This window comes from Soonwooa sp. (assembly GCF_032062245.1).
In the GTDB taxonomy this organism is placed as follows: domain Bacteria; phylum Bacteroidota; class Bacteroidia; order Flavobacteriales; family Weeksellaceae; genus Soonwooa.
Genome location: NZ_DAMBQF010000033.1, coordinates 1 through 26546 on the forward strand (window position 1 = coordinate 1; position 26546 = coordinate 26546).

A 26546-nucleotide genomic window follows, 5' to 3' on the forward strand; every position below is an offset into this window, starting at 1 on the left:
GTTAATATTATCAACTAATTTACTTCCTTAATTATCCTAATGCAAACTTACCATGTAGGCGGAACTCCTTTTGCGAGAGGCTATGCCGAGCAAAAGAGTGGGAGCTGAAGACGGAAATGGCGCCCAAATAAAAATTCGAGTTAAAGTAAAAAGCCTGAAAGCCTTTAGAAGACTTTCAGGCTTGGATTTTATATTCCTGAAACTTATCGCTTTTCGCGAACTGGTGTTTTGGGTTTGTTTTTTTCTTCTAGCTTGAGGCGTTCGGCTTCAGCTTTTTCGTACAAGCTGTTATCGGACTCATAGACCGTTTCGGGATAATTGGGTGTATCTTCGAAGATGTCTTTCCACTTTTGCGGTCGGTCTTTTGTGTTCCAATTAAAGTCTGGGAAAAAGCGTTTTTCTTTGGACATAAAACTCATCGGATAGATGTCGGACTGCGCACCAACACGGCAAGTTACGGTCTCCACACGCTTCTCGATAAAGTCAGCGATAATCTCGCCACACACCGAAACAGCAACGCCAATACGGTTGACTTCTTTTGTTTTTTCGTCCTGATCGTCGGCATAAGCGATGGATTGTGCATTTTCCACAGCGACGGCCTTTTTTATTTGCCCTTTCTCAAAATAGATGCCCATCCATTTGCTTTTGATTTGGTTGAACTCGTCTTTCATGTTAAGCGAATCCGCCTTGCTAATCGCAAATGCATTACCGATAACCTTAACGGAGTCGATGTCTTGCGTCGTGGTATTCATGTAAACCATAACCTCATCTCCTGTAATTTGCTTCGTGCCAGACCAGAGAATTGGTTTTTTCATAAGATGCAAAATGCCATCGGTCTCGTTGTATGACAAAGAGTCGGCGCGGGCTTGCATATTGGTTTTGAAAATTCGGACTTTGCGGTAAGCACGCAAATAGCTTTTCTTCTGTTTGGTAGAATCGGGTTTTTGAAAACTTAAAAACCTGTCAGCTGCGATGTATAAAGAATCTTTCTCGAAAATCTTAACTGCGTAAGCTTTATCCGTGATCATCGCAGAGTCTTTTTTCTCATAAATTTCGCCATAACCACCTTTGATGTAACGGTTTTCTTTTGGATCGTTAAGTGTGACGTTTCCTGTTCCTTTTCCGAAACCTGTGTTACGATTGTATTCTAAATTATCTCCTGTAAGTATCTTGTCGTTATAATGAATTCTAGAATTCTTTTTAAGATGCGAAATACCCGTTTTTGCATTATAATCGCCCAATTCGGTGTAGACGTAGTTGCGTGGATTTTCTTTACTACGAATGGTTGTCGCTGCTAAAAATTGAGAAATCTGAGTTGTCTGGTTGGTTTTAATATTATCACTTTCGATAGTGTAATCTTTAGCATCAATGGTCGAATGTCCAATAAAGTCAATATCCTTAGTATTTACATAATAAGTCGCGGACTTGGTGTACATAATATTTTGACCATCAGAGATTGTTCCGCCAGTGTTAAAATAAGCAGTATTTGGGACACGATCGTAATAAAGTGTTTCTGTCTTGATGGTTTGCTTTGGATCGGTAAGCACGACATTTTTGCGGGCAATACCGCGTTCTGTATTACCATCGTATTCCATTTCTTCAGCAGTGATTTTGGTACCATCGGCATTTAATAGCACAACGTTACCAATGGCTTTTAGGAAGTTCTCCTTTTGATACAAAACCACTTTGTCGGCAGTAAGAACAGAGCCTTGATGTTCAAACTTAACATTTCCTGAAAATACCAAGTTACCTTCATATTGATCTGGCTTTACACCCGACTCGTCCGAGTGGATGTGTTGCACTTTTGAAGCTTGTTCTTGCTGTGATTTTGGAGCAAAGAAAGGGTCTTTCGGATTGGTATTGTCAGGTGTCTGCGCATCTATCCGAATAAATCCAAAAAGGATAATTATAAAAGTTAAAAGAAAAGTTTTGTTCATTCCTTATGACTTCTTCTGGCCATAAAAATAAAGTGAATGTGTATCTATTTTTACCCCAAAAGCTTGTTCGATAGATTCTTTAATACCTTGGATCCTTGGATCGCAAAACTCGATAATCTCCTCAATCTCTTTATCAGAACCTTCTTTATATATCACCAAATGGTCATGCTGCTTATCAAAATATGATTTTTCATAAGATGATGAGCTCAAAGTTTTTTCTCCAAATTGGTGCTTTCTGATAAGTCCAGCATCTAAGAAAATCTCGATCGTGTTATATATCGTTGCTTTGCTAACATGATACTTTTTTTGCATCATGATAAGGTATAGATCATCAACATTGAAGTGATGATCCAGATTGTATATTTCTTCTAAAATAGTATAACGTTCTGGCGTGTTTCTAAAACCTTTTTCGAGTAGATATTGTCTTAGTACATCCTTAATAGTTGTAATGTTTAGGTCTTTCTGTGTTGTATCCATAATCGATTCGATAGGACAAAATTACGATTAATTTTTGTAATGTCTGCCTTTGCTTAAGCCTAGACTTTTTTGATTTTGTCATGTACATAACCTTGCTCCAATAATGGTGCCGATTCTACAACTACGTTGTGTGACGCCACACCGTAGGCTTTGAAGTCGCTGCTTCCCATTTTTCTCACAAAATTATAAATATTCATGATCATCTTATCGCGGATATTTAATAAATAATCGTTGATATAGATGTTATCAATAATGACATATTTAAGATCTGGCGGAATGTTATGTGCTCTCAATGACGGATAACTACTCTTCGAAGGAATCATACCATCGTCCATCATATCATCTAATACTTGTCCAAAATAATCGCTAATTCTTCGATCTATTTTGAAACCAAGCATGAAGTTAACTTTATAAATTGTCCCAGGCAAAATCTCTTCAAGATGATATTTGAAGGTATAAGGTTCTTCTTGGTTGATAACACTCAAGATAAAATAATGATCGGCACGCTTCGGTTGAGATTTAATAATAGAATAAATAATTTTTGATTCTACCTCATCTTCTTTTTGAGCGCGACTAAAAAAGGCTAAGTTGGTTGCATATTTGGGAATGGTGTTGTCCAACTTCATATCCATAATCGTTGACACATAGTTGTTAAGCTTCACAAACTTGACAAATTGCGTTTTGATTTTTCTACCGTTATACCAGCCGTACATACAAATCCCGATAAAGCCAGCTAGCAATACAGAAATCCAACCACCTTCGAAGAATTTAATAATGTTTGCACTAAAAAATCCTAACTCTATGATTAAATAAACAACTGCAAATATACCAATCCATATTTTCGGTGTTCTTGTTTTGAAGAACCAGAAAATCAACAAAATTGTAGTCATCAACATCGTTACCGTAATGGAAAGTCCATAAGCTGCTTCCATCCTACCTGACTCTTTGAAGAACATTACAATAATTGCACACATTATAAAAATGCCCCAGTTGATTCTTGGGATGTACATTTGTCCTTTAATACCCGATGGATAATCGATTTGTTGATTCGGCCAAAGGTTAATAGACATCGCCTCAGAAAACATTGTAAACGCTCCTGTAATTACCGATTGGCTGGCAATAATGGCTGCACAAGTTGCGATAATAACTCCTGGAAGGATAAACCAGTCTGGCATGATTCCGAAGAAAGGATTTTTACCATTAAATACTTCGTGATAGTTATTCAGCAACCAAGCGCCTTGACCTAGATAGTTAAGAATAAGCATGGCTTTTACGAAAATCCAAGAAATTCGGATATTGCTTTTTCCGCAGTGTCCAAGATCCGAATATAAAGCTTCGGCGCCCGTTGTACAAAGGAAAACCGCACCTAAAATAACGATAGCCGAGGGCGAATTGTATATTAATTTAATCGCATATATAGGATTAAAAGCCTTTAAAATATACGGTGCATCCAATAGATGATAAAAGCCTAAAGTCCCCAATGTTAAAAACCAAATCACCATAACTGGCCCAAAAAACTTACCAATAAAGCTAGTCCCAAATTGTTGCACTATAAATATGATAAACAAAATAGCCAATGTAATAGGCACAACAGGTGGTTCATGAACAACCAATTCTAAACCTTCGATAGCCGACATCACGGTAAGCGAGGGTGTAATAATACTATCCGCTACCAAGGCTGCTGCACCAATGATTGCGATGATGTAAAGCCATTTTTTACGAATTCTTTTTACTAAAGAATAAAGAGAAAGTATCCCACCTTCTCCCTTGTTATCAGCTCGCAGTGCAATGATGACATACTTAAGTGTTGTCTGCAAAGTAATTGTCCAAATAATACAAGACAATGCTCCTTCGATGTATTCTTCCGAAATAAAACCTCCAGATTTCCCTGCATTAATGATGGCTTTCATAACGTACAATGGTGAGGTACCAATATCGCCAAAGACAATACCTAATGATACGATAACGCCTAAAAACGATAGCTTCTTGATGTCAATATGACCGCCTGATGTTTGTGACATAGTTTGAAAAAATAAAGTGCAAATTTAATTTTTTTTGAATACTAAAATAATTTTCGTCTTTGTTTTTATTCAATTAAAATAAGCCTTATTTAAAATAATTTACGAAAGACCACAACTTCCTATTTTTCAAATAATTAAAATCAAATTCATTTGCATAAGCTTCTCGCTCAAAAGATATAGCTCGATAAGCGAGGTAAGGTTTTTTCAAATAAATGAGATGTAAAATGTATTCTGTAACATACAAAAAATAAAATGGTAAGATCAACAACTCCAATTGTTGTCGTATATGGATCCGCTCATGATTAATCAAAATACAATTGTTGCGATCCTCTTTTCTTTGGAGAATAATAAACGGAAATATAGTAATCCCCGAAATTTTCATACTTTTGAGAAAAGTTCTCATCACGATAATCATATATCAAAGATATATTTTTTTGAAAACAATTTAACCTATGTCTAAAATTGAAATCAAAGAAAATGAAGACTTTTATTATAACGAGCAAGGTTACAAAGTTTTTACAGCAAAATTCCATCTAAAACGTGGCTACTGTTGCAAAAATGGATGTAGACATTGTCCTTATGGTTATGATAAAAAAACGGACACATTTTCTAATGTTAAAAAAAACATCGACCCACAATGAAAAAATATCTTTTTATTCTAGGCTTAGCAGTAGCAGGATTAGTGACATCTTGTAGTCCTTTCCAAGTAAGATCGGATTATTCTGCAACTGCAAATTTTACGGATTATAAGACGTATTTATTCCGCACAGATGATTTAAAGTTAAACGATCTTGACAAAGACCGTGTTCTTAACGAACTTGCAAAACAAGTACAAAGCAAAGGATTGACCTCATCGCAAACGCCAGACATTATCATTAATGTAAAGGCATCTCACAAAAAAGTACAAGATGTACAGTCGTCATCGCCTTATGGCATGTACGGTTACGGCGGACCTTGGGGCTTCGGTGTTGGGATGAACAGAACATGGACCAGCAACTACAACAGCGGAACTATCGTTGTGGATATGGTGGACGCTAAAACTAACAAATTGGTTTGGCAAGGTATCGGAAGCGGTATTTCTGTAGATTCTCCAAAATCTAAACAAAAACAAATCCCCGAAGTGGTTGCCGAAATTATGGCTAACTATCCTCCTCAGAAGGGAAAATAAAATTTTAGCTATTAAACTTTAATAATGCAAAAAAGCCTCGAAATGTCTAGAGGCTTTTTTTGGTTTAAACCAGATTACTCAGAAATTTTAATAGTCATCAGCTCTTTAGCTTCTTGTAACATCTGTTGTTCTTTTTCTGGGTTTAAATTTAATAGTCTTAAAAATTTTGGATTTTCTACAAATTCCTTTACCAAAATACATCCGCTTTCTAACAATGTTGATTTTTCAATTTCGTTAATTGTTGTTAAACAAGTTACAGGATACAAAACATTAGCATCCACTAAGTTCTTTAAACCTCTATTTTGTGGATAATCCCAAGATAACATTTTCAGATTATAATATTCTCCAAAAGTTGTCGAATCACTAGTAAAATAAGCATTCGTTACCAACCAACCGTCAGTAAATTGTGTCGTTGTCCCGAATAATTTATGATCAATTCCCGAAATATCTTTAATTCTTGATAGTACATACATCGGCGTTGTTACAGAAATTTTAGCATCATCAGTATTCCGAAATTTACATTCCATCCAATAGGTTTTGTCGTCTTTTTTTGCAATAACGTCCGCCTCATGCATCACCGCATGACCTTTGATGTGTTGACCAGTTTCGGTTTGATAACCCAACGATTGAAACACGCGCGAAATCCATTGTTCAAAATAAAAACCTGCAGGACCAAGCTCTGACAAAGCTTTCTTCAAACTATAACGCGCAGCAACCGATCTAGAAAGTCCTTTCAAAGCTTCGAAGGCCATTTTATAAAGTTCTTTAGTCGTGATACCTTCGTAACATTTTGGGGTAATAAGTTTCACAATTTTATCAACATCTTCCGCCGACGCACCAGAGTTTTTGAGAGAAGAAGCAAGCTTAGTAACATCAAATTCTACTAACTCGCCAAAATTATTTTTGATTTTCATTTTTAAAATTTAAAACTAAAGATAAGGATAATTGTAAATCTTCAAGTAAAAGTCTAAGCATTATGTCATGCATTAATATAAAAAAATGCTTAATTTGCATAGTTAAAAAATTTAAAAAATGATTATCCAACCAAGAACAAGAGGTTTCATTTGTCTAACGGCACATCCAGATGGCGCGTTACAAAGTGTAAAAAACCAAATTGAATATGTAAAATCGAAAGGCGAACTAAAGAATGGTCCAAAGAAAGTTTTAGTAATCGGTGCTTCTACAGGATTCGGATTATCATCTAGAATAGAAGCAGCTTTCGGATCTGGCGCAGCAACAATCGGTGTTTTTTTCGAGAAACCAGCTTCAGAAGGCAAAATGGGAACAGCAGGTTGGTACAATTCTGCCGCTTTTGAAAAAGAAGCAGCAGCTGCAGGGCTTTACGCAAAAAGCATCAACGGTGACGCTTTCTCTGACGAAATTAAAAAAGAAACGATAGAACTTATCAAAAAAGACTTAGGACAAGTTGATTTGGTGGTTTATAGCTTGGCGTCTCCACGAAGAACGCATCCAAAAACTGGTGTTGCTTACGCATCTGTTCTTAAGCCAATTGGCGAGCCTTTCACTAACAAAACTGTGGATTTCCACACAGGTGTTGTGTCAGACATCAGCATCCAACCAGTTGATAAAGACGAAGATATCGACAATACGATTGCTGTAATGGGCGGCGAAGATTGGAAATTCTGGATGGAAGATCTTAAAAACGCTGGCGTATTGGCAGACGGTGTCAAAACGGTTGCTTATTCTTATATCGGCCCAGAATTGACTTTCCCGATTTATAGAAACGGTACAATTGGTCAAGCTAAAAACGATTTGGAAGCTACTGTTCCTGTATTAAATAATTTATTAAAAGACCTTAACGGGACATCTTACGTGTCGGTTAACAAAGCTTTGGTAACGCAGTCTAGCTCGGCAATTCCTGTGGTTCCGTTGTATATTTCTTTACTTTATAAAGTGATGAAAGCGAAAGGAACGCACGAAGGAACTATCGAGCAAATGGAGCGTCTTTTCTCAGAAAGATTGTATACGGCAGACGGCGTTGTTCCGTTGGATGACGCTGGCAGAATCCGTATCGACGACTGGGAAATGGCAGCTGATGTACAAGCTGAAGTTGCTAAACAATGGAATCAAGTTACGACAGAAAATCTAGCAGACATCAGCGATATCGAAGGTTACAGAAAGGATTTCTTCAATCTTTTTGGTTTCGAAATCGACGGTATTGATTATGAAAAAGATGCTAACGAGAACGTGAAAGTTCCGAGTATTGTTGAATAATATTTAATTCTAAACTATATAAAGTCCAATGTTTTTCGTTGGACTTTTTTGTTGAAATTAATTTTAACTCAAAACGTCTAAAACCAAAGTTGATTAATTGAAATCAAATTTTCTTATCTTTAGACCACAGCAAAACTTTTCAAAACTCCTTTTATGTCGACACTTTCGGAATTATTTATGTTTTACAATGTTGAAAATTTTTTTCCTGCAGAAAATATAAAATACGAAAAATCGATTTCTGGACTTTACAATTGGGACGATTATAAATACGGTCTTAAACTTCGAAAAATAAAAAATGTCTTCAACTGGATTAATGAAGATTTTGGACAAATTCCATCAATAATTGGACTTGCCGAAATTGGCGGCGTTTCGGTTTTGGAAGATCTACAACAAGAGGATTCACCCTTGCGCAATCATCAGTTTCTTTACAAAAAATCCAATGACTCTCGAGGTTTGAGTGTTGCTTTGTTTTACGATGAAGAAAAATTAAAACTTAAAAATTTTTACAGTTTAAGTTTTAGCATTTCCGAAAATCTAGTTGCTGACACGCGCGATATTTTGCAAGCCGAATTCGAATTTAACAATGAAAACCTTCACGTCTTCATACTTCATCTTCCTTCGCAGCGACTTCAGGATGAAAAGAAAAATCTACGAAACAAAATCATAGAAGCTTTTAAAAACATCCTTTCAAAAATAATTGAAAAGCAAGAATCCATCATCATTATGGGCGATTTTAATGAAAATCCGAATGGTGAAAAAATCAAAGAATTGTTGCTAGATAATTTTGGAAACAGAATTTTTATAAATCCTTTCGAAAACTTATTTAATAATAATCAATTTTCGTCTTATTATGGCAGCAAAGGACTTTTGTTTGATCAAATTCTTTACTCAAAAAACTTGCTTGAAAAACTAAACTTTACTTCAAGTCACGCTTCCATTTTTCAAAACGAAAAAATAAGAGTCAAAAACTCCAAACATCCGTTGCGTACGTATTCTGGCTCACGATATCTTAGTGGTTTTAGTGACCATTTTCCTGTTCTTTTAAAACTTGAAAAATAACAGCGACCTCAATGGACAAGAAGAAACAAAAGGAAATCAACGCCAAAATTGCGGAAATTAATTCAAAATTAAAACGTGATCTCAAGCAAAAAGCACCACTTGAGAAAGGCGCAATTTTACAAATTGTGTTATTTATAATTTGGGGAATTGTCAACATCTATTTGTTCAACACCAGATTTTGGGAAGAAAATAATTTTTTCAATTTTTGGGTTGTATTTTTCCTTTTATTGATGAATATTCCTTTATTTATTATAAAAGATGAACAAACTTCAAAAGCCAAAATTGCGGCATTCGTATTTTTTGTTGCCTTTTCAATTTTCTTAGGATTTGGGATTGCTATCGGTTATAACCAAGCGATGTTATTCTCGATTGCAGCGTGGTTACCCAATTATTTGCTTGTTCTTTTGCGAGGTCGAAAGGAAGATATCGACAACCTAAAAGGAAATACTGGATGTTTTGTGGTGTTTTGGATAGCGATTTTATTAGGAAGTGTCGCGATCTCGATGTCGGGAAATGGTGATTTTCTGGGCAAAAACAAAAACTACGGTTATCTTATAAATACAATCTATTGTGGTTTTAGCGCTATTGCTGTCTATTATGCCAATCGTTATCGCAATGTCAAAAATGATTATAACTAAACATCTTCGCGGATAAAAATATTGCGATAATCAAGTATTGTGTCTAACCTTTGATTTCGATAAATAAATATCCTCAACGAATCTTTCTTCTTCACAATCGAATCACCAATTTTAAATTCTTTTTCCCACTCGCGTTCAACAGTATAGATATGGTTTTTATCTTTCCCTGTTAAGGTCATTGTATTATGATTGGGTTTGTCATGATAAATTTTTTCAATTTTAAAATCACCAGAATAATCCTTTCGCATATCCAGAAAAATTTCTTTACCAGACCTTTTATCAGTTACAGCCACAAAAAACCAATAACCAAAGAAGCAAATCAATGGTAGAAATGTCATCGTTAATAAAAAAGCGACAGCTTTCTTGTTCATTTTTAGTAAATTGCAATCGACTTTAAAGATAAAAAAAATCGCTTTCACAAAGTTGTAAAAGCGATTTTTAATTGGAGGTGCCTAGCGGATTCGAACCGCTGTAGATGGTGTTGCAGACCACTGCCTAGCCACTCGGCCAAAGCACCCTTTAATTGGTTTGCAAATTTAATAAAATATTCTTGATTTCAAAAGGCTTTTAAGTATTTTTTATTTCAACCTCTGATTTTCAAGCTGAAAACTTATTTTTTAAATTTTAAAGCTTATTAAATTCAGCTATTATCAGCATAAATTTAAGAAAAATCCTTTCAATATCCTTATCTTTGCGTAACAAAAAAATCTAAAGTAAAAATGGAAAAATTCCAACTAAATACAATCTCAGAAGCAATCGAAGATTTGCGTAATGGTAAAATGATTATTGTTGTTGATGATGAAAATCGCGAAAATGAAGGCGACCTTGTTGCTGCCGCAGAACTTATCACAACAGAAACAATCAACTTTATGACCATCCACGCAAGAGGTCTTATCTGTATGCCTCTTAGCGAAAAACGTTGTGATGAGCTTGATCTTCACTCTATGGTAAGCAATTCTACCGATCCTAAAGAGACAGCTTTTACGGTATCTGTTGACCTTTTAGGAAAAGGAACAACAACCGGAATTTCTGCTAGTGATAGAGCAAAAACTATCAAAGCCATTATGGATCCTGCTACCAAACCAACCGATCTTATGCGTCCAGGACATATTTTCCCGTTGCGTGCGAAGGAAGGTGGCGTGCTAAAAAGAGCTGGTCATACCGAAGCGGCTATTGATTTAACAAAGTTAGCGGGTCTTAAAGAAGGTGGCGTTATCTGCGAAATCATGAACGATGACGGAAGCATGTCGCGTATCCCAGACTTGATTGAATTTAGTAAGAAACATGATCTAAAAATCGTGTCTATCGAAGACCTTATCCATTATAGATTAAGAAAAGGAACCATCGTTGAGCGCATCGAAGAGCGCGATGTGAAGACACATTACGGCGATTTCAAATTCTTTGCGTTTGAGGAAAAACCAACGGAGCAAATTCATTTTGCTTTAACCAAAGGAAGTTGGACACCAGACGAACCTGTATTGATTAGAGTACAATCTTCAAGTTCTTACTTTGATGTTTTGAGCCGTCTTAACAATGGTGAACAACCGCTTTTAGAAAAAGTTACAGACATCATCAACAAAGAAGGAAAAGGTGCTATTGTCTTTATTAATAACGTTTCTAATACAGAGACGACACTTAGAAAATTACACCAATTCTTGAATTTCCAAAACGGACAAGAGCAATTCCCAACAATCCCTGCGAACTTTAGAGATTACGGAATCGGAACTCAGATTTTGAAAGATTTAGGAATCAGCAAGTTTAAAGTGATCTCTCAAAATCCAAACTTAAAGCCTATTATTGCTGGCTACGACGTTGAAGTAACCGAAATGGTACAACTATAAAAAACCAAAATGGCTTAGTGATTACTAAGCCATTTTTATTTGTTCGAAACTACGAAAACCATTTAAAAAATCTTTTAAAAGCATTCGTTTTTTGCCTTGCAATTGCAATTCTTCGGGGAAGTAATAACCATCTTTTGTTGCGATTTTAAATTCATTTTTAGAAATGTGAATTGTCCCAGCTGTTTCGTTGTGATTATTTAATTCAAATTTTCCTTTAAAAAGCTTTAAAGATTTTTCTTCATTTTCGATATTTAAAATCGTAAAAGCCGTTGGATAAGGCGACATACCACGCACAAAATTGTGGATGATTTCGGAGGTTTGATCCCAATTAATTTTTAAATCGTCTTTAAAAATCTTGTAAGCTGTTTTTGGATTTTCCTTTTCTGGCTGCGGACGTTCGGTAAGATTTCCTAAAGCTAAACCGTCCAAAGTTTTAACAATTAATCCAGCCCCCATCACCATCAATTTGTCATGAAGACTTCCTGCATTATCTTCTGGCAAAATATCAATTTCTTCTTGAAGTAAGATATTACCTTCATCAATTTTTTCGTTGATAAAAAAAGTGGTCGCTCCAGATTTGGTTTCACCATTTATCACTGCAAAATTAATCGGCGCCGCACCACGATAATCTGGCAACAAAGACGCATGCAAGTTAAACGTCCCCATCGGCGGAATCGAAAACAACATTTGGGGCATCATTCTAAATGCAACAACCACAAACACGTCAGCGTTAAGGGATTTTATCTCTTCTAAAAATTCAGAATTTCTTAATTTTTCTGGTTGAAATAATTTAAGACCTTGTTCTTCGGCATATATTTTAACAGGCGAGGCATTTACTTTTTGCCCTCTTCCACTAGCTTTATCCGTTGCTGTCACCACGCCCACAACTTCGTGATGCGATTGGTGAATAGCTTCCAAAGCGGTTTTTGCAAATTCTGGTGTTCCTAGAAACACAACTTTTAAACTTTTCATTTATGAGTTTATCGTATAAGTTTTATAATTCAACATTTTGATTCTTCTTAAATCTAAAAGAAAAATCAGGATTTCTAAAATAGTTTCTCGAGAATGAATTTTGAGAATCGCTACCAATTCATTTAATGTTCTTGGCTGATAAGTCAACTGTAACAGGATGTCATTAGTTAAGCTATTAGAACCTACTGGTGCCTTTTTTTGACAATAATCACATTTGCCACACTCTTCAGTATTTTTCTCTCCAAAATAGCGTAAAACGAGCTTCATTCGGCAATAATCTTGCGTGGTGACGTAGAACTTCATTTGTTTCCATTTTTGAAGTTTATTTTCTTGTATTTCTGAAAACAGCTTCCAATAATAACCAAACAATCTGTTTTCATCGCGTGGTTTTAGAAACCTAACCGCATGATTTGCACCATCGAAATATTGGATATGTCCCGCCTTTTGTAAATCTTCTAATCGCTCTCTAAATAATTTGATATCGAAATGATTTTTCTCGCAAAAAGCCCTCTCACTGAAATGAACTTTACCAGAAGCCAAACCAGCAATATTTCTAAACAATAGCTCTAAAAAATGAGCGTCTTTTGATGGCAACAATTCGATATCTTGACCATTAACCAGAGATTCTATGCTCGACGGACTCCAAGTATTTTTATAATATATAAGCTCTTGATTATGCAAAAAATTGAGAACATTAACAATCTTAGCACGCGAGGCTTTACTTAAACTTTTAATTCTGTCAAGCTTTAGTGTAAACATTGGCTCGGGCAAATCGTGTTCGGCAATTTGATAAATCGAATACAAGTATCGAAGTATCGATTGGTATTCTTCTTTGCTCGGAATTTGATTTTTTAAAATAGCATCAAACTCATTTAACTCTTGTTGGTTCCAAAAAAGATAAGCGATCGATTCCTCTCCATCTCTACCAGCACGACCGATTTCTTGATAATAATTCTCAATTGATGACGACGGCGAGAGATGCATAATAAATCTAACATTATCTTTGTCGATCCCCATCCCAAAGGCATTTGTAGAAATCAAAACTCGAGAATGACTGTTTTGCCATTGTTTTTGTAAACGTTCTTTATCTTGTCGAGAAAGCCCAGCATGATAAAAATTAACATTATCAAAACCTGAGTTTTTCAAGAAGTAAGTAAGATCCTCAGCCTCTTTTCTGGTCCGTGTATAGATGATCCCAGCAGTTTTGTTCTGGCTTAAAAAGTCTTTTATTTTTTGATACTTGTCGGTGATATTTTGACAAATAATATTGAGGTTATTACGTTCAAAACTTTGTTTAAAAATATTGACCTTATTTAATGAAAGCTTAGTCACGATCTCTTCAACAACTTCTGGCGTCGCCGTCGCTGTCAAAGCCAACATTGGAACCTTCTTAAACTCTTCTCTAAAGAATTTGATATTCTGATAACTCGGTCTGAAATCTTGTCCCCATTCTGAGATACAATGCGCCTCATCAACGGCGATAAAGGAAATATTAATTTCTGGAATTCTTCGTAGAAATTCTTGATTTTTAAGACGTTCTGGCGAAACATAAAGCACTTTAATAAATCCTTCTATACATCTATTGAAAACCGCTTCAACTTCGCCATCATCCAATTCCGAACTTAGAAACTCAGCTTCAATACCAAGATTTTCCAACGCATCGACTTGGTCTTTTATTAAAGCTAAAAGCGGTGAAATTACGAGACATGTCCCTTCAAGAACAATTGCAGGAAGTTGATAACAAAGCGACTTTCCGCCGCCTGTGGGCAAAAGTGCTAAGGCATCTTTTCCATTGATAACCGATGTAATAATCGCTTCTTGGTCTTCACGAAATTCTGAATAACCCCAAAATCTTTGAAGTTGCTCGTGTAAAAGTTGTGATAATTGGACCTCGGTTTTCATATCGTAAAATTAAACAATTACTAAAGTTTAAAAAAATAAAAACCGCTGAGATGTCTCAACGGTTTTCAATTTTCTTTAAAAGTAAATTATTTCGCTTCGAAATAAACTCTTCTGTTAGCTCTGTTTTTCCATTCTGGACACTTAGTAGCTGGTTCACATTCTGGATAAAGAAGGTCTTTCTCTCCTCTACCAACAGTCGGTAGTTTGTTAGCATCTGCACCATTCTTCACTAAGAAGTTTTTAACATTGTTAGCTCTTCTTTCTGAAAGGTTTTGATTATAAACTTCCGTACCTCTTGTATCCGTACCTCCAACGATTACAAATGAACCACCTGAAGCATTAATGTTATCAATCGTATTCGAAAGAATTGACACGTTACTAGGAAGGATTTTATCTGAATTAAGATTAAACGTAATGCCTTTAATCTCACCTGTAAATTCGGTTACAGAACCTTGTCCTTGATTAGCAGTAACAATTGGACATCCATTATTCTCTACTGGTCCAGGTATAGTAACACATTTATCATAAAGATCAATTACACCATCTAAGTCAGCATCTAATGCTACACCAGAACCGTCAACTCTTGCACCCGCTGGTGTATCAAGCTGTCTATCCCAATCATCACAAACGCCATCATTATCAGCATCTCCTTTTTTACAAACTTCTACATCGTCAGTCTTGTCTGCAAGGACATCCAATTTGTAGTAAATTTCTTGTAATGGATCATGCCAGAATAAATGCGACTGATGCTTACCAATGTTATATGTTAAACCCAAAGCTGCACTAACTAAATTATCTGATACTTTATTAGTATTATTTTGATTAACACCTAAGCTACCATCAAAAGTATTATCACCTGTCATCATATACATTACCCTACCTTCCAAATCTAATGAATTGGTCATTCTATATTTAAGAGCAGTACCAAATTGTGCAAATAAAGAACCTTCTTTAAAAGGTTTAATCTCAGTAGCTAAGCTTTGGTTGTACGGCATACCTGGATTTTGAATATAAGCCTTATATGCTAAAGTACCTGCACCAACGTAACCGTGTAACGCCCATCTAAAGTTAGATTTGTTATCAACTCTTCTTAAGAGGTTTGAAATATTAACATCAGCTAATAATGAAATAGCATCATATTGTGTTCTTGCTGCTTTTACATTATCAACATGATCTTTAGTATTTGCATAGCCTTGTCTTGTTTCGCCTTTATCATACTGCAACTTTAGTCCGAAAGCATGTGTTAGGGCTTTATCAACACTAAAATAAGCAGAATAGCCGAACAATGTCTTTCCTGAACCATTGTTAATTGATGTAATATTACCTGTCTGAATCAACGCTGTACCAGCACCTGCTGAAATCGACCAATCATTAAATCTTTTTGAATCTTGTGTGAAGGGCTGATAAGCTTGTGTAGATGCAGAATCGATTTTAACAGCCTCTTGAGCATAACTTATCGAAGGAAATAAAAAGCCTGTTAAGGTTAATATGGTTAATAAATTTTGTTTCATTTTATGTCGTTTTTCTTAATTACTATTTAGCTATAAAATATACTCTTCTGTTAGCCTCGTTTTTCCATTCTGGACACTTAGTAGCAGGATCACATTCTGGGAATTTAAGATCGGACTTACCTCGTCCTTCCGCATCAAGAATATTATTAGATACACCTTTCGCTACAAGATAAGCTTTAACAGCATCTGCTCGTTGTTGAGATAATTTTTTGTTCAGAACTTCTGAGCCTCTAGCATCCGTTGCGCCAACAACAAGGAAGTTTTGTTCGTTATTTAAACTTTTAATAACTGTTGCGGCTTGATCTAGTAAGTTATATGAAGATTTTCGGATAACAGACTTTCCTAATTCGAATTCAACAGACTTAAGATATTCATTAATTTCACTTATAATATTTGACTTAATTAATGTTTTAGTAGGTGACTCGATTGGACATCCATTATTTTCAATTGGACCAGGTTCGGTAACACATTTATCATGAAGATCTATTACACCATCTAAGTCAATGTCAAGAGCTACACCAGCTCCATCAACTCTAGCACCGGCAGGTGTATCAAGTTGTCTATCCCAATCATCACAAACGCCGTCGTTATCAGCATCTCCTTTTTCACACACAACAAAATCTTTAATTTCGGTATCAAGTTTACTAGTTCTTGCAAAAGCGTCATGAAGTGGATCTACCCAAGCCAAATGTGTTATTCCACTCTTTCCAATCTTAAAGCTTAATCCTAGATTAACCGTAAATGGATTATCTGATCTACTTGGATTAATTTGCATATAAGCTGCAGCTGGTAAAGTCGGGTCATAAGCGCGCCCTCCTTGCGTACCTGACCCGTCAAATGCATCGTCACCAGAGAATACATACATTGCTCGTAACTCCAAATCAACAAGCTTTGATAAGTTATATTTCAAACCCACACCTGTGGTCCAAAATGCTGATGCCTGATCTAGTTTTTGCTCTAGATGAAAAGGCCAATTTTTATAAATACCTTCATCTTGAAGATGAACTGTAAAGTTCTCTAATCCTACACCTGCATACGCATGCAATGCCCATTTAAATTCAGATTTATTATCAACCCTTCTCATTAGGTTAGAAAGATTAACATCACCAAGTACAGCCAATTGATTATACATGGTATAGGCTTGCCCAACGCCCCATTGTGGTTTTGCCATACCTTTTTGATTAGTTTTTCCTTTAGAAAAGTTCAAACTAACACCGAAGGTATGTGTAATTTGTTTGTCTAGACTGATGTAGCCATTCCATCCCCAATTAATTTTACCATCATAAAAAGATGTTAAATCCGCAGATTGCATAAATGCACCACCTCCACCAACAGAAACAGCCCAATCTTTAAATTGTCTTTTTTCGTTAGTGAATTTTTCAGTTTTTTCAGAGCCTGACCCGTACGGATTAGAATTTTGTGCAAAAATTAATGCTGGAAAGGCGGCAGCCAAAAGAATTAATTTTTTTCTCATATTGTGTTTTTACTTCTATTAATAACCTATTTCAGAAAGTAACTCCCTAGAAAATGCTCTTTCGAAAGCATGTTTATTATGTGGTAACTGCAACTTCTTACTTACAAACGTAATTTTATCATAAAATACTATATCGATATCTATCTCTCGATCTTGATATCCTCCATAATAGCCACTATCATGTAACCTCCCCATTTCGACCTCAATATTTTTGAGTGAGGTTAATAAATTACTAGGTGATAAAAAAGTCTTGATTTCCAATGCAATATTACAAAAATTATTACTACTATAAAATTCTATTGGTGATGTTTCCATGATTTTTGACATATTAACAATTGTACATCTAGAATTAACAATTTTACTTATAGCATTCTCAATCTGTATTTTAGGATTATTTTTATTACTACCGAGTAACAAAACGGCAACATGTTGCGACATATTATCAAATATTAATTATTTATGAAATCTTTTTTCAAGTATGTACTAGCAAATATAGTTGCTTTTGTAATCTTAGTAGCTATCTTCATAGGAGGATTTATCTTCTTCGCTATTATGGGCGCTTTCATGGATAGTAGTGGGTCTGTTAAGAAAAACTCTATTCTTACGTTAGATCTAAAAACTAAAATTATTGAAAGTCCCAGTGACGAGCAGTTTTCAATCTTCGATTTTAAACAAGAAGGGAAAACCATCACAAGTCTTGACCTTCAAAAATCTATTATCAATGCGAAAACCGATAATAATATTAAAGGTATTAGTTTAGAACTTGATGATTTCTCAGCTGGTAATACACAGTTAGAAAGCATTCGTCAGGCTTTAGTAGATTTTAAGAAAAGTGGAAAATTCGTCTACGCTTATGGTAATAATGTTTCGCAAGCAGCATATTATATAGGATCAGTAGCAGATCAATTTTACCTTAACCCAACTGGTGGTATCGAGCTAAAAGGTCTTTCTGCGGAAGTTGCGTTCTTCAAAGATTTTGCTGATAAATACGGTATTAACATCCAAGTTATTCGTCACGGAAAATTCAAAGCGGCAGTGGAGCCTTTTATGTTAAACAAAATTTCTCCTGAAAACGAAGAACAGCTTTTTACACTTCTTAATGACGTTTGGTCAAGAAATTCTTCTCAGATTGCACAATCTAGAAAAATAAATCCAGCGGAGTTTAAAACAATTACAGACAGCTTGTACAGTTTTATCCCAGAAAATAATATCAAATACAAGTTAGCTGATAAGTTGATTCAGAAATCTGAGTACGACAACATTCTTCGTCAAAAAATTGGTATTAAAAAAGAGGATAAACTTAGTAAAATTTCGTTCCCGAAATATTTCGGAACTATCGATCCAGACTCAGAAGACGATAAAGTGGCGGTATTATATGCAAGTGGCGAAATCAACTCTGGTAAAGGAACGAATGGTATCTATTCTGAAACTTTCATTAAAGAAATTAAAAAAGTAAAAGAAGACAAAAAAGTGAAAGCTGTTGTATTAAGAATTAACTCACCTGGTGGAAGCGCCAATGCTTCTGACGAAATTCTTTTTGAGCTAGAACAACTTAAAAAAGAAAAACCACTTGTAGTGTCTTTCGGAGATTATGCGGCGTCTGGCGGTTATTACATCGCCATGGCAGCGGACAAAATCTACTCAGAGCCTAACACTATTACAGGATCCATCGGTGTATTTGGACTAATGACTTATTACAAAGACATCGCAAACAAAAATGGAATCCGTAGCGACGTAGTCCAAACCAACAGCAATTCTAATATGTATTCGGCATTGCAAGGACCAACGTCTGGTACACTTAACATGATGCAAAAAAGTGTTGAAGGCACTTACAAACGTTTTGTACATTTTGTAATGACCAACCGTAAAAAATCTTTCGAGCAAATTGATGCCATCGGCGGTGGACGCGTTTGGTCTGGGACAAGAGCTAAAGAACTTGGTTTGGTTGACGAACTTGGCGGTATTAATCAAGCTATTGCTGATGCTGCAAAACGTGCAAAACTTTCTAAATACAGTCTAAAAACTTATCCTGCAAAATCTAATCCTTTCGAAGAAATGTTTGGAAGTTTGGATGAAGAAGAGATTTCGGCAAAAATGTTAAAATCTAAACTTGGTGAAAGTAACTATAAAATCTTCCAACAATTGACAGATACAAAACTTCAAAATGGCGTGATGATGAGAATGCCTTATATTTTGGAAGTAAAATAAAATACGGAACTAAATTATATTGTTAAAAAAAGCCTGACATTCTTCGGAGTGTCAGGCTTTTGATTTATTATTAAATAATCTTTTTAATTGAATTTAATATTTAAGAAAATTTAAAACTTATAAGCAATATTCCAGCTAAATCCGAATCCGAATTTCCCGGAGCTACGTCCAAATCCAGGAACAATCATTGGCATAATACCTTCCTGTTTTGTTGTGTAGAGTAAATATTTTGGTTGAACATTAACATCGATAAAAAAATTGGAATCAAATAATTGCACACGTCCACCCAAAACTGCTTCTATCCAATAAGAAGATTGTGAAGATTCGGGTAAAGATTGTGTACCGTCTGCGCCGCCGCCCGTTGCACGAACAGGGATTGCAAAATATTCTTGATTATAAAATGTACCAGCCAATTTTCCGCCTCCGTAAAAGCCGTTGTAGAGATTTTCTTTATCCATTGACAACATATAGAAGCTCCCAAGTTTGAAGAAAGTTCCGCTTGCTTTCGCGTCGTAACCATTCTTTTGGTAGATATTTTTATCAATACCAACATCAGCAACAAGATGCGTTTTTTTGGTTAATCTCGTAGAAATTGTCCCTTGGAAAAGCTTTCTGTCCGAAAATGCGCTAACACCAGCATTAAGTACATCAAATCCTACAAGAAAATTAGGTTCGTACTTCCAAGATTTTTTGATTGTATCAGCAGTTTTTTTTTGTCCATAAGCAACTAAAGACAGACTAAAACAAAAGATAGAAATGAGTTTTGTTTTCATCAACAATTTCGGTTTGGTTAGATTGAACTTTTTTAACTGGCGTCGGTTTTACTAAATCGTAAGTCACATCTTTGTAACTCAATTTGTAGCCACAAGCTGGCGATACATAGGCCGATTGCGTTTTGTAATTAATATTAACAATCGACGTATCTCCTTTTATTCTTGTTTTAAAATATAATTTGGTCGCCGTGCTATTGTCGACACGCAAAGGTATCAGCAACGAATCGACCTTGGAAAGCTTCGTCAAATCTTTGATTTTTCCATTGCCGTAATCAACGCTCACATATAACGTATCGACGGTCAAAAGCTTATCGTTAATTTCTGTTTTAAATTTTACCTTGACACGAGGCGTCGCTTCCCCACTTACGCAGATGTCGTCATCGCCACCGCAAGAAATAAGTGCTAAAGTAAAACCAACAGTTAATAATTTCAGAAAACGTCTCATGATTTTGGATCTAAAGTTTTTTCAATTCTAAAAATTAAATCTTGATAATGGTATTTGCTCGATTGATCACCAGCATTAATTTTTGAAGCTAATCTGGATTTAAGATCGGATAATCTTCCACGTACAAAAGCTGTAATATCGGTTTGATCATTGTTTCTGTTGTCCACCAATTTAGATAAACTCGATACATAATTTCGCTGCAAATTACGACTATAAATATCATCATTATTTTTGAAAACCACATTTTCTAAATCTGATAAATAATCTATCACCGAATAATTTGCGCCTCCAATAGCTTCCATTTGATACATATTCTGTAAAACCATCGGACTCAAAATTCTGTTAAACACAGTATTCTGCAAATCTTCAACAGTCTTTACAGGCATTTTTCCTGTTTTTTCGTAGATTGATTTATTCAACAACCAATTTGGTGTTTGGAAGACATTTTTATCTAAAAAGCCAAGTGCTTCTTTTTGATCTTTTTTAGAAACCGTTTCGAAAATAGTACCAGATTGTTCTGCCGTTTTTGGTGTTACATAACGTCCACCAATATATTTAGAAACGTGACCAATATAACGTTTGAACTGTCCAGTTACTTGGTCATACATCATCCCAAGATTCGTAAAATCTTCATTAGGAGTTGCTGTCCATTGTTCTAGATTTTCAACTATTCTTTTAAGATTTTTGAGTCCGTATTCACTAGCCAACATTGCATTATCTCCCAAAGCTTCACTTTGCAATCTTGGATCAAAAGTATCAGACTCGGTCCCGAATAATAATCTTGGATTTTTAGTTTTATCAATAACCCATTGGTTAAGTTTTGACTTTTCAGAATCTGGTGTTTTTAAATCAAAAAAACGTCTATAGCCCCATTCGATTGCCCAATTGTCATAATCACCAATTCGCGGATAGATACCTTTTTCGGTGATGTTATCTTCTGGTTGCGCAACATAATTAAAACGTGCATAATCCATAATTGAAGGTGTATGTCCGTTTTCGTCCAACCATTTTTTATCTCTAAGTTTTTCAACAGGCACCGTTGCACTTGATATAAAATTATGACGTAATCCCAACGTATGACCAACCTCGTGAGAAGACACAAAACGAATCAACTCTCCCATTAATTTGTCATCAAACTCCATTTTGCGAGCTTTAGGATCGATAGGTGAAGCTTGGACAAAATACCAATTTCTCAACAACAACATCACGTTATGATACCAATTGATGTGACTTTCCAAAATCTCACCAGTTCTAGGATCCGATATTGAAGGTCCAGACGCGTTTGGCACATCTGATGGTTTGTAAACAATCGCTGAAAAACGTGCATCTTCTAAGCTCCATTCTGGATCTGTTTTCGCATTTGGGATTTTAGCAACAATCGCATTTTTGAAACCAGCTTTCTCGAAGGCTTTTTGCCAATCGTTAACACCATTCATCAAATAAGGAACCCACTTTGGTGGCGTCGCTGGATCGATATAAAAAACAATCGGTTTTGCAGGTTCTACCAATTCGCCTTTATTATATTTTTCAACATCTTGAGGTTTTGGTTCGAGACGCCATCTTTTGATAAGGTTAACACGTTTTACACCTTGAGGATCCAAATCAAAATCGGTATAACCCACTGTAAAATATCCAACTCGCGGATCAAAATAACGCGCTTGCATTTTGTCTTCTGGTAACAATACAAAAGAAGAATTAATCTCTACTGTGTAATTTCCGCTAACTTTTGGGACAATAGCTCCAGGAACTGGCGTTGCTGCACGACCTGTCGTTTTAGAAAAAGTTTTAGTCGTGTTAATCTCAACATTCGTCGGGAAAGACTTCACATAATTAACGAAAGACATATTCTTCTGGAAAGCACCAACTTTGAAATGATCCTTTACCGTTGCATCAAAAGACACCATTTCGTTGTCAGCATTTAGAACATCTGTTACGTCGATAACAGAAGATTTATTTCCTTTTCCGTAAGCTTTAACATCGAAAGACATCATAATCTCTTGGACATTATTTCTAACTACGGATTGATACATTTGCGATGTCGAATCTGCAGCGTAATCAACGTAAGAAACCGAACGTAAAAGGATTTTGTCTTTTGGACCTTTTTCAAAACGAATGACTTTTTGACCAATTTGATCGCCAGCATAACCTGTTGTTCCAGATCGCATACCAGCAGCAGATTTAGTCAATCTTGTCACCATCAAAAATTCTTTATTTAGAACATTATCTGGCAATTCGAAGAAGTATTTGTCATTAATTTTATGAACATCAATAACACCGTTGTCTGTCACCGCTTTATCAGTAATGACATCTTTATAAGGTTTTACCACTGCTTTTTTATCTTTGTCAGCGTCCGTTTTGGTTGCTGCTGGCGTTTCTTTTTTAACAGCTGTCGAATCGGTCTGCGCCGTTCCCGTTTGATAAAAAAATAAAATAGCGGTCGAAATAATTAATGTTCTAAAATTCTTCATATACAATCTTCGTTTTAATTAAGAGTTTGTTTAAAAATATTTAACCACAAAAGGATAGCATTTAACGACAATCAATAAAGTTCAAAAAAAAAATAAAGCTTTATACTTTGCATTTTTTGCTCTTTTAAAATTGCGCCTTACTTTTCCTTTTGTGGCCAAATTGATTAATTTTTAAAATTAAACAGACTCTAAGTAATCTTATTTAAAATTATTTTTTCTTCTTGGTCAAAAGTGCAATGTTCTCAACATGATGTGTTTGCGGAAACATATCAACTGGCAAGATTTTCACCAAGTCGTAATCTTCCTTCATCAACGCAATATCGCGAGCTTGCGTCGCCGAATTACAACTGACATACACCACTTTTTCTGGCGAAAGTTTAAGAATCTGCTCTACAACCTTTGGATGCATCCCATCACGTGGTGGATCGGTAACCAAAACATCAGCTTTTGGATGTTGCGACAAAAACTCTTCGGTGAAAACCTCCTTCATATCGCCACAATAGAAAGTACAATTGTCTAGACCGTTTAATACTGCGTGTTCCTCAGCCGCGTCGATGGCTTCTTGCACGGCTTCGATACCGATAACATGTTTTGCAGTTCTAGCGATATATTGCGCGATAGTTCCTGTTCCTGTGTAAAGGTCGTACACCACTTCGTCGCCTGTTAATCCAGCAAATTCTAAAGTTTTTCGGTAAAGATTTAATGCTTGTTTATAATTGGTTTGGAAAAATGATTTTGGTCCAATCTTAAACTTAAGACCATCCATTTCTTCATACAAAAATCCATCACCAAAATACGTCTGAATATCTAAATCGTAAACGCTGTCATTTCCTTTCGAATTAATTGCGAAAAGCAAAGTTTTAATTTGAGGAAATTCTTTTAAAACAGCATCAAGAAGCAATTTTCGTTTATCTTCATCTTCTTTAAACAATTGGAATAATAACATCCATTCGCCTTTAGAATTTTGACGAAGCATAAAAGTTCTCAAAAAACCTTCCTGATTTCGTACATCAAAAAACTCAAGGCCATTTTCAACGGCAAAATGTTTTACGAAAAGGCGCATCGCATTCGACGGATCTTCTTGTAGAAAACATTCTTTAAGATCAAGAATCTTGCTCCACTGTCCAGGAATATGAAAACCTAAAGCATCTTTGCTATTAAGTTCAACATCACTTTTTATTTCTTCTGGTGTCAACCAACGCGCATTGGAAAACGAAAATTCCATCTTGTTACGATAAAGGAATTGTTCTTCCGCACCCAAAATTGGCTCACAAACAAAATCGTTGAAACCACCAATTCTCTTGATGTTGTTAAGAACTTCACTTTCTTTAAAATAAAGTTGTTTTTCGTAAGACATATTTTGCCATTTGCAGCCACCACAATATCCGAAATGAATACATTTTGGTTCGACCCGATCAGGCGACATTTCCAAAATCTCAATCGCTTGACCTTCGTAATAGCTACTTTTTGACTTTTTAACTTGTACATTAACAAGATCTCCAGGTACGGCTCCGCTTACAAAAATAGTTTTGCCGTCCTCTGCTTTAGCAACAGAAACTCCTTTCGCACCGGCAGAAAGGAGTCTGATATTTTCTAAAATTAAATTCTTTTTTTTCTTCATTAAGAATAAATTTCTATCTATTTAGTTTTTGGTTGCGCTGCTTCTGGTTGAGGCGCTGGCGCAGTTTGTTGTCCATTCCAATCTGGAGCAACTTGAGCCTCAGGCGCAGCTGGTGCAGCAATGCCTGTTAATTTACTTAACATTTCGATGAATTTTTGTTCACCAAGATTATAATAAGTTGGACCTGCAATTTTACCATCTTTATCAAGCAATGTAAATCCAGGAATTTTGAATCCAAACACCGAATAATCTTTAGCAAATTTTGAATTAAGACCACCTTCAGCATATACATTAACGCCAGAAATATCCTTCATCAAAGTTGGATATGTTTTATCAAACTGCGCTTTAGTATCATCAAGATTTACTAAAACAGTATTCATTTTTGATTTGTAATATTCAACAACTTCTTTTAGAACTGGGATTGTGCTTTGTGCGATATAAGGATTCCAAGAAGCATAAGTTACAACCAAAGTTGGTTTTCCTTTAAAGTCCGCAAACGTCGTAGATTTACCATCCGTTTTTAACAAAGCACTAGCAGGTGCATCTGTACCTTTTTTAAGACCATATACTGCATCGAATGCGGCTTTCAAATCTTTTTTAACTTCAGCATTTTTAATATTGTCATCAGCAACTTTAATGATAGCTTCTGTGTTATCAGCAAACGGATTAAGATCAAATTTAGAAATAACAAAAGCCAACAAATAGTCTTTAGTGTCTTGAGAATATTCTGATTTTCCTTTTAAATATTTAGCAAAAATAGAAGACATAGATGCTGTATTCTTATCGCTTTGCGCTAATGCAAACTTTTGGAAATCGTTACCAATTTTGTTTAATAAATAGTTACGGTACAATGGTAAATTTTTAATCATCTTATCGCCATCAGCTTCCAATGACTTAGTATAATCTTTAAATGCTGTAGACACCTTAAAGTTGGATTGTTGTACAGCCTCACCATGATTAGCCTCATATTGACTAAGAAAAGTCAAAATATGAGTTTTAAGTTCATCTTTCTTAAGCGTTACAACATCAGAATCAGCTTTGGTTTTAGACGCAGCATCATCGATATTTTTAGTCAAATCATCATTAATTTTTTTTACTTGAGCTAAGAAAGATTTTTCATCTTTAGAAATAATGCTCATATCCAATTTTCCAAGATATTGCTCCATGTAAGCCTGAGTTTCTTTCAAGAAATCATTATTAGCCTTAGCATCTCCTTGGATTGTAAACACGTTCGGGAAAGACATCGCATCTCCCGAAATATTAAGAGACTGTCCTTTTTTAAGATAAACGAACGCCATTTGACCAGCATAAGTCATTGCATACATTCCGTTTTTTGGAGCTTCAAATTCTCCAGTAAAATTCCCCTTAGCATCAACACCCATATTAATTAATGGCAAAGTCGCAACCCCCGAAGCATCGATAAATTCAACACGTTCCAAAGGCGAACCATTTTTGATAACACCGCTAACTTTCACTTTCTTAGAGCAAGAAACCGCGAACAATGCAATCATACATAAGAACAAAATTCTTTTCATAACTTGATTAAAATATTTGATTGCAAAAATATACTTATTTAAAAGAAAAAAAAATAAAAAAGCTTATTTTCACAAATATTAACAACATTATCTTCAAAATTTGATTTAAATAAAAACTTAAACCGGCACCAAACCAAAACATAAAAACATTAACGTTAAAATCTACGGACTCTATATGAACTAAATAGTATTTTATTAGTAGCTCCTTCCCGCTTTCACTTATCGCTTTTTTGTGCTTGGCATTGGCCATTACTTACAAAA

Annotated in this window: 22 protein-coding genes and 1 tRNA gene; 7 read left to right on the forward strand and 16 right to left on the reverse strand. The window is 35.3% G+C overall.

Annotated features, from left to right (window positions below):
- Window positions 1-203: 203 nt before the first annotated feature.
- The 3 genes from RT037_RS12245 to RT037_RS12255 are packed head-to-tail and all read right to left on the reverse strand — an operon-like array spanning window position 204 to window position 4435.
- On the reverse strand, window positions 204-1937 hold the full coding sequence (locus tag RT037_RS12245) for an OstA-like protein (RefSeq protein WP_313031753.1): 1734 nt from the start codon (window positions 1935-1937) through the stop codon (window positions 204-206).
- Between the two features lie 3 nt (window positions 1938-1940).
- Window positions 1941-2414 carry a transcriptional repressor gene (locus tag RT037_RS12250; RefSeq protein ID WP_313031754.1) on the reverse strand — a complete coding sequence of 158 codons (474 nt, stop codon included), beginning with the start codon at window positions 2412-2414 and terminating at the stop codon, window positions 1941-1943.
- 59 nt (window positions 2415-2473) lie between these two features.
- Entirely contained in the window at window positions 2474-4435 is a 1962-nt protein-coding gene (locus RT037_RS12255) for a KUP/HAK/KT family potassium transporter (RefSeq protein ID WP_312322667.1), read from the reverse strand.
- 452 nt (window positions 4436-4887) lie between these two features.
- On the opposite strand from RT037_RS12255, the gene RT037_RS12260 reads away from it, so the two are divergent.
- Both RT037_RS12260 and RT037_RS12265 read left to right on the forward strand, forming a co-directional pair.
- Complete coding sequence (locus tag RT037_RS12260; RefSeq protein WP_079668267.1) at window positions 4888-5076, forward strand: DUF5522 domain-containing protein; 189 nt, start codon at window positions 4888-4890, stop codon at window positions 5074-5076.
- Window positions 5073-5603, forward strand: coding sequence for a DUF4136 domain-containing protein (locus RT037_RS12265; protein WP_079668266.1), 531 nt, complete (start codon window positions 5073-5075; stop codon window positions 5601-5603). Before RT037_RS12260 ends, RT037_RS12265 begins: the two co-directional genes overlap by 4 nt.
- Window positions 5604-5677: 74 nt before the next feature.
- Here the strand turns inward: RT037_RS12265 and RT037_RS12270 are convergent, their stop codons facing one another.
- A complete protein-coding gene (locus RT037_RS12270) occupies window positions 5678-6517 on the reverse strand; it encodes a restriction endonuclease (RefSeq protein ID WP_312322663.1) in 840 nt (279 codons plus the stop codon).
- Between the two features lie 118 nt (window positions 6518-6635).
- On the opposite strand from RT037_RS12270, the gene fabV reads away from it, so the two are divergent.
- The 3 genes from fabV to RT037_RS12285 all read left to right on the forward strand — a co-directional run bounded on the left by fabV (window position 6636) and on the right by RT037_RS12285 (window position 9535).
- Window positions 6636-7838, forward strand: a complete 1203-nt coding sequence (gene fabV / locus RT037_RS12275; RefSeq protein WP_313031759.1) for an enoyl-ACP reductase FabV — start codon at window positions 6636-6638, stop codon at window positions 7836-7838.
- Window positions 7839-7991: 153 nt separating this feature from the next.
- Window positions 7992-8897, forward strand: coding sequence for an endonuclease (locus RT037_RS12280; RefSeq protein WP_313031762.1), 906 nt, complete (start codon window positions 7992-7994; stop codon window positions 8895-8897).
- Between the two features lie 11 nt (window positions 8898-8908).
- Window positions 8909-9535: a hypothetical protein gene (locus tag RT037_RS12285; RefSeq protein WP_313031765.1), complete on the forward strand. Its 627-nt coding sequence runs from the start codon at window positions 8909-8911 to the stop codon at window positions 9533-9535.
- Here the strand turns inward: RT037_RS12285 and RT037_RS12290 are convergent.
- Entirely contained in the window at window positions 9532-9906 is a 375-nt protein-coding gene (locus tag RT037_RS12290; RefSeq protein WP_313031770.1) for a hypothetical protein, read from the reverse strand. The two genes, RT037_RS12285 and RT037_RS12290, sit on opposite strands and share 4 nt — an antisense overlap.
- 72 nt (window positions 9907-9978) lie before the next feature.
- Window positions 9979-10052, reverse strand: a tRNA-Cys gene (locus RT037_RS12295).
- A gap of 202 nt (window positions 10053-10254) precedes the next feature.
- Here RT037_RS12295 and ribB point away from each other — a divergent pair.
- Window positions 10255-11376, forward strand: a complete 1122-nt coding sequence (gene ribB, locus RT037_RS12300) for a 3,4-dihydroxy-2-butanone-4-phosphate synthase (RefSeq protein WP_313031774.1) — start codon at window positions 10255-10257, stop codon at window positions 11374-11376.
- A 24-nt stretch (window positions 11377-11400) separates the two neighbouring features.
- On the opposite strand, the gene fmt is transcribed toward ribB, so the two are convergent.
- The 5 genes from fmt to folK all read right to left on the reverse strand — a co-directional run bounded on the left by fmt (window position 11401) and on the right by folK (window position 17673).
- Entirely contained in the window at window positions 11401-12348 is a 948-nt protein-coding gene (fmt, locus tag RT037_RS12305) for a methionyl-tRNA formyltransferase (protein ID WP_313031776.1), read from the reverse strand.
- Window positions 12349-14250, reverse strand: a complete 1902-nt coding sequence (locus RT037_RS12310; protein WP_313031777.1) for an ATP-dependent DNA helicase RecQ — start codon at window positions 14248-14250, stop codon at window positions 12349-12351. It lies immediately after the preceding gene.
- A gap of 86 nt (window positions 14251-14336) precedes the next feature.
- On the reverse strand, window positions 14337-15761 hold the full coding sequence (locus RT037_RS12315) for an OmpA family protein (protein WP_313031780.1): 1425 nt from the start codon (window positions 15759-15761) through the stop codon (window positions 14337-14339).
- Between the two features lie 22 nt (window positions 15762-15783).
- On the reverse strand, window positions 15784-17235 hold the full coding sequence (locus RT037_RS12320) for an OmpA family protein (RefSeq protein ID WP_313031783.1): 1452 nt from the start codon (window positions 17233-17235) through the stop codon (window positions 15784-15786).
- 18 nt (window positions 17236-17253) lie between these two features.
- Window positions 17254-17673 (reverse strand): 2-amino-4-hydroxy-6-hydroxymethyldihydropteridine diphosphokinase, encoded by a 420-nt coding sequence (gene folK / locus RT037_RS12325; RefSeq protein ID WP_313031785.1) that lies wholly within the window; start codon window positions 17671-17673, stop codon window positions 17254-17256.
- A 21-nt stretch (window positions 17674-17694) separates the two neighbouring features.
- Between folK and sppA the strand changes: the two genes are divergently transcribed.
- Complete coding sequence (gene sppA / locus RT037_RS12330; RefSeq protein WP_312321930.1) at window positions 17695-19443, forward strand: signal peptide peptidase SppA; 1749 nt, start codon at window positions 17695-17697, stop codon at window positions 19441-19443.
- Window positions 19444-19553: 110 nt separating this feature from the next.
- On the opposite strand, the gene RT037_RS12335 is transcribed toward sppA, so the two are convergent.
- The 5 genes from RT037_RS12335 to RT037_RS12355 all read right to left on the reverse strand — a co-directional run bounded on the left by RT037_RS12335 (window position 19554) and on the right by RT037_RS12355 (window position 26285).
- Window positions 19554-20216 (reverse strand): DUF6048 family protein, encoded by a 663-nt coding sequence (locus RT037_RS12335; protein WP_312321931.1) that lies wholly within the window; start codon window positions 20214-20216, stop codon window positions 19554-19556.
- Entirely contained in the window at window positions 20182-20661 is a 480-nt protein-coding gene (locus RT037_RS12340; RefSeq protein ID WP_312321932.1) for a DUF6452 family protein, read from the reverse strand. Before RT037_RS12340 ends, RT037_RS12335 begins: the two co-directional genes overlap by 35 nt.
- Window positions 20658-23129 carry a zinc-dependent metalloprotease gene (locus RT037_RS12345; RefSeq protein WP_313031791.1) on the reverse strand — a complete coding sequence of 824 codons (2472 nt, stop codon included), beginning with the start codon at window positions 23127-23129 and terminating at the stop codon, window positions 20658-20660. Before RT037_RS12345 ends, RT037_RS12340 begins: the two co-directional genes overlap by 4 nt.
- Window positions 23130-23337: 208 nt before the next feature.
- Complete coding sequence (gene rlmD, locus RT037_RS12350) at window positions 23338-24750, reverse strand: 23S rRNA (uracil(1939)-C(5))-methyltransferase RlmD (RefSeq protein ID WP_079668250.1); 1413 nt, start codon at window positions 24748-24750, stop codon at window positions 23338-23340.
- A gap of 17 nt (window positions 24751-24767) precedes the next feature.
- Window positions 24768-26285, reverse strand: coding sequence for a TlpA family protein disulfide reductase (locus RT037_RS12355; protein WP_313031795.1), 1518 nt, complete (start codon window positions 26283-26285; stop codon window positions 24768-24770).
- Window positions 26286-26546: the final 261 nt, after the last annotated feature.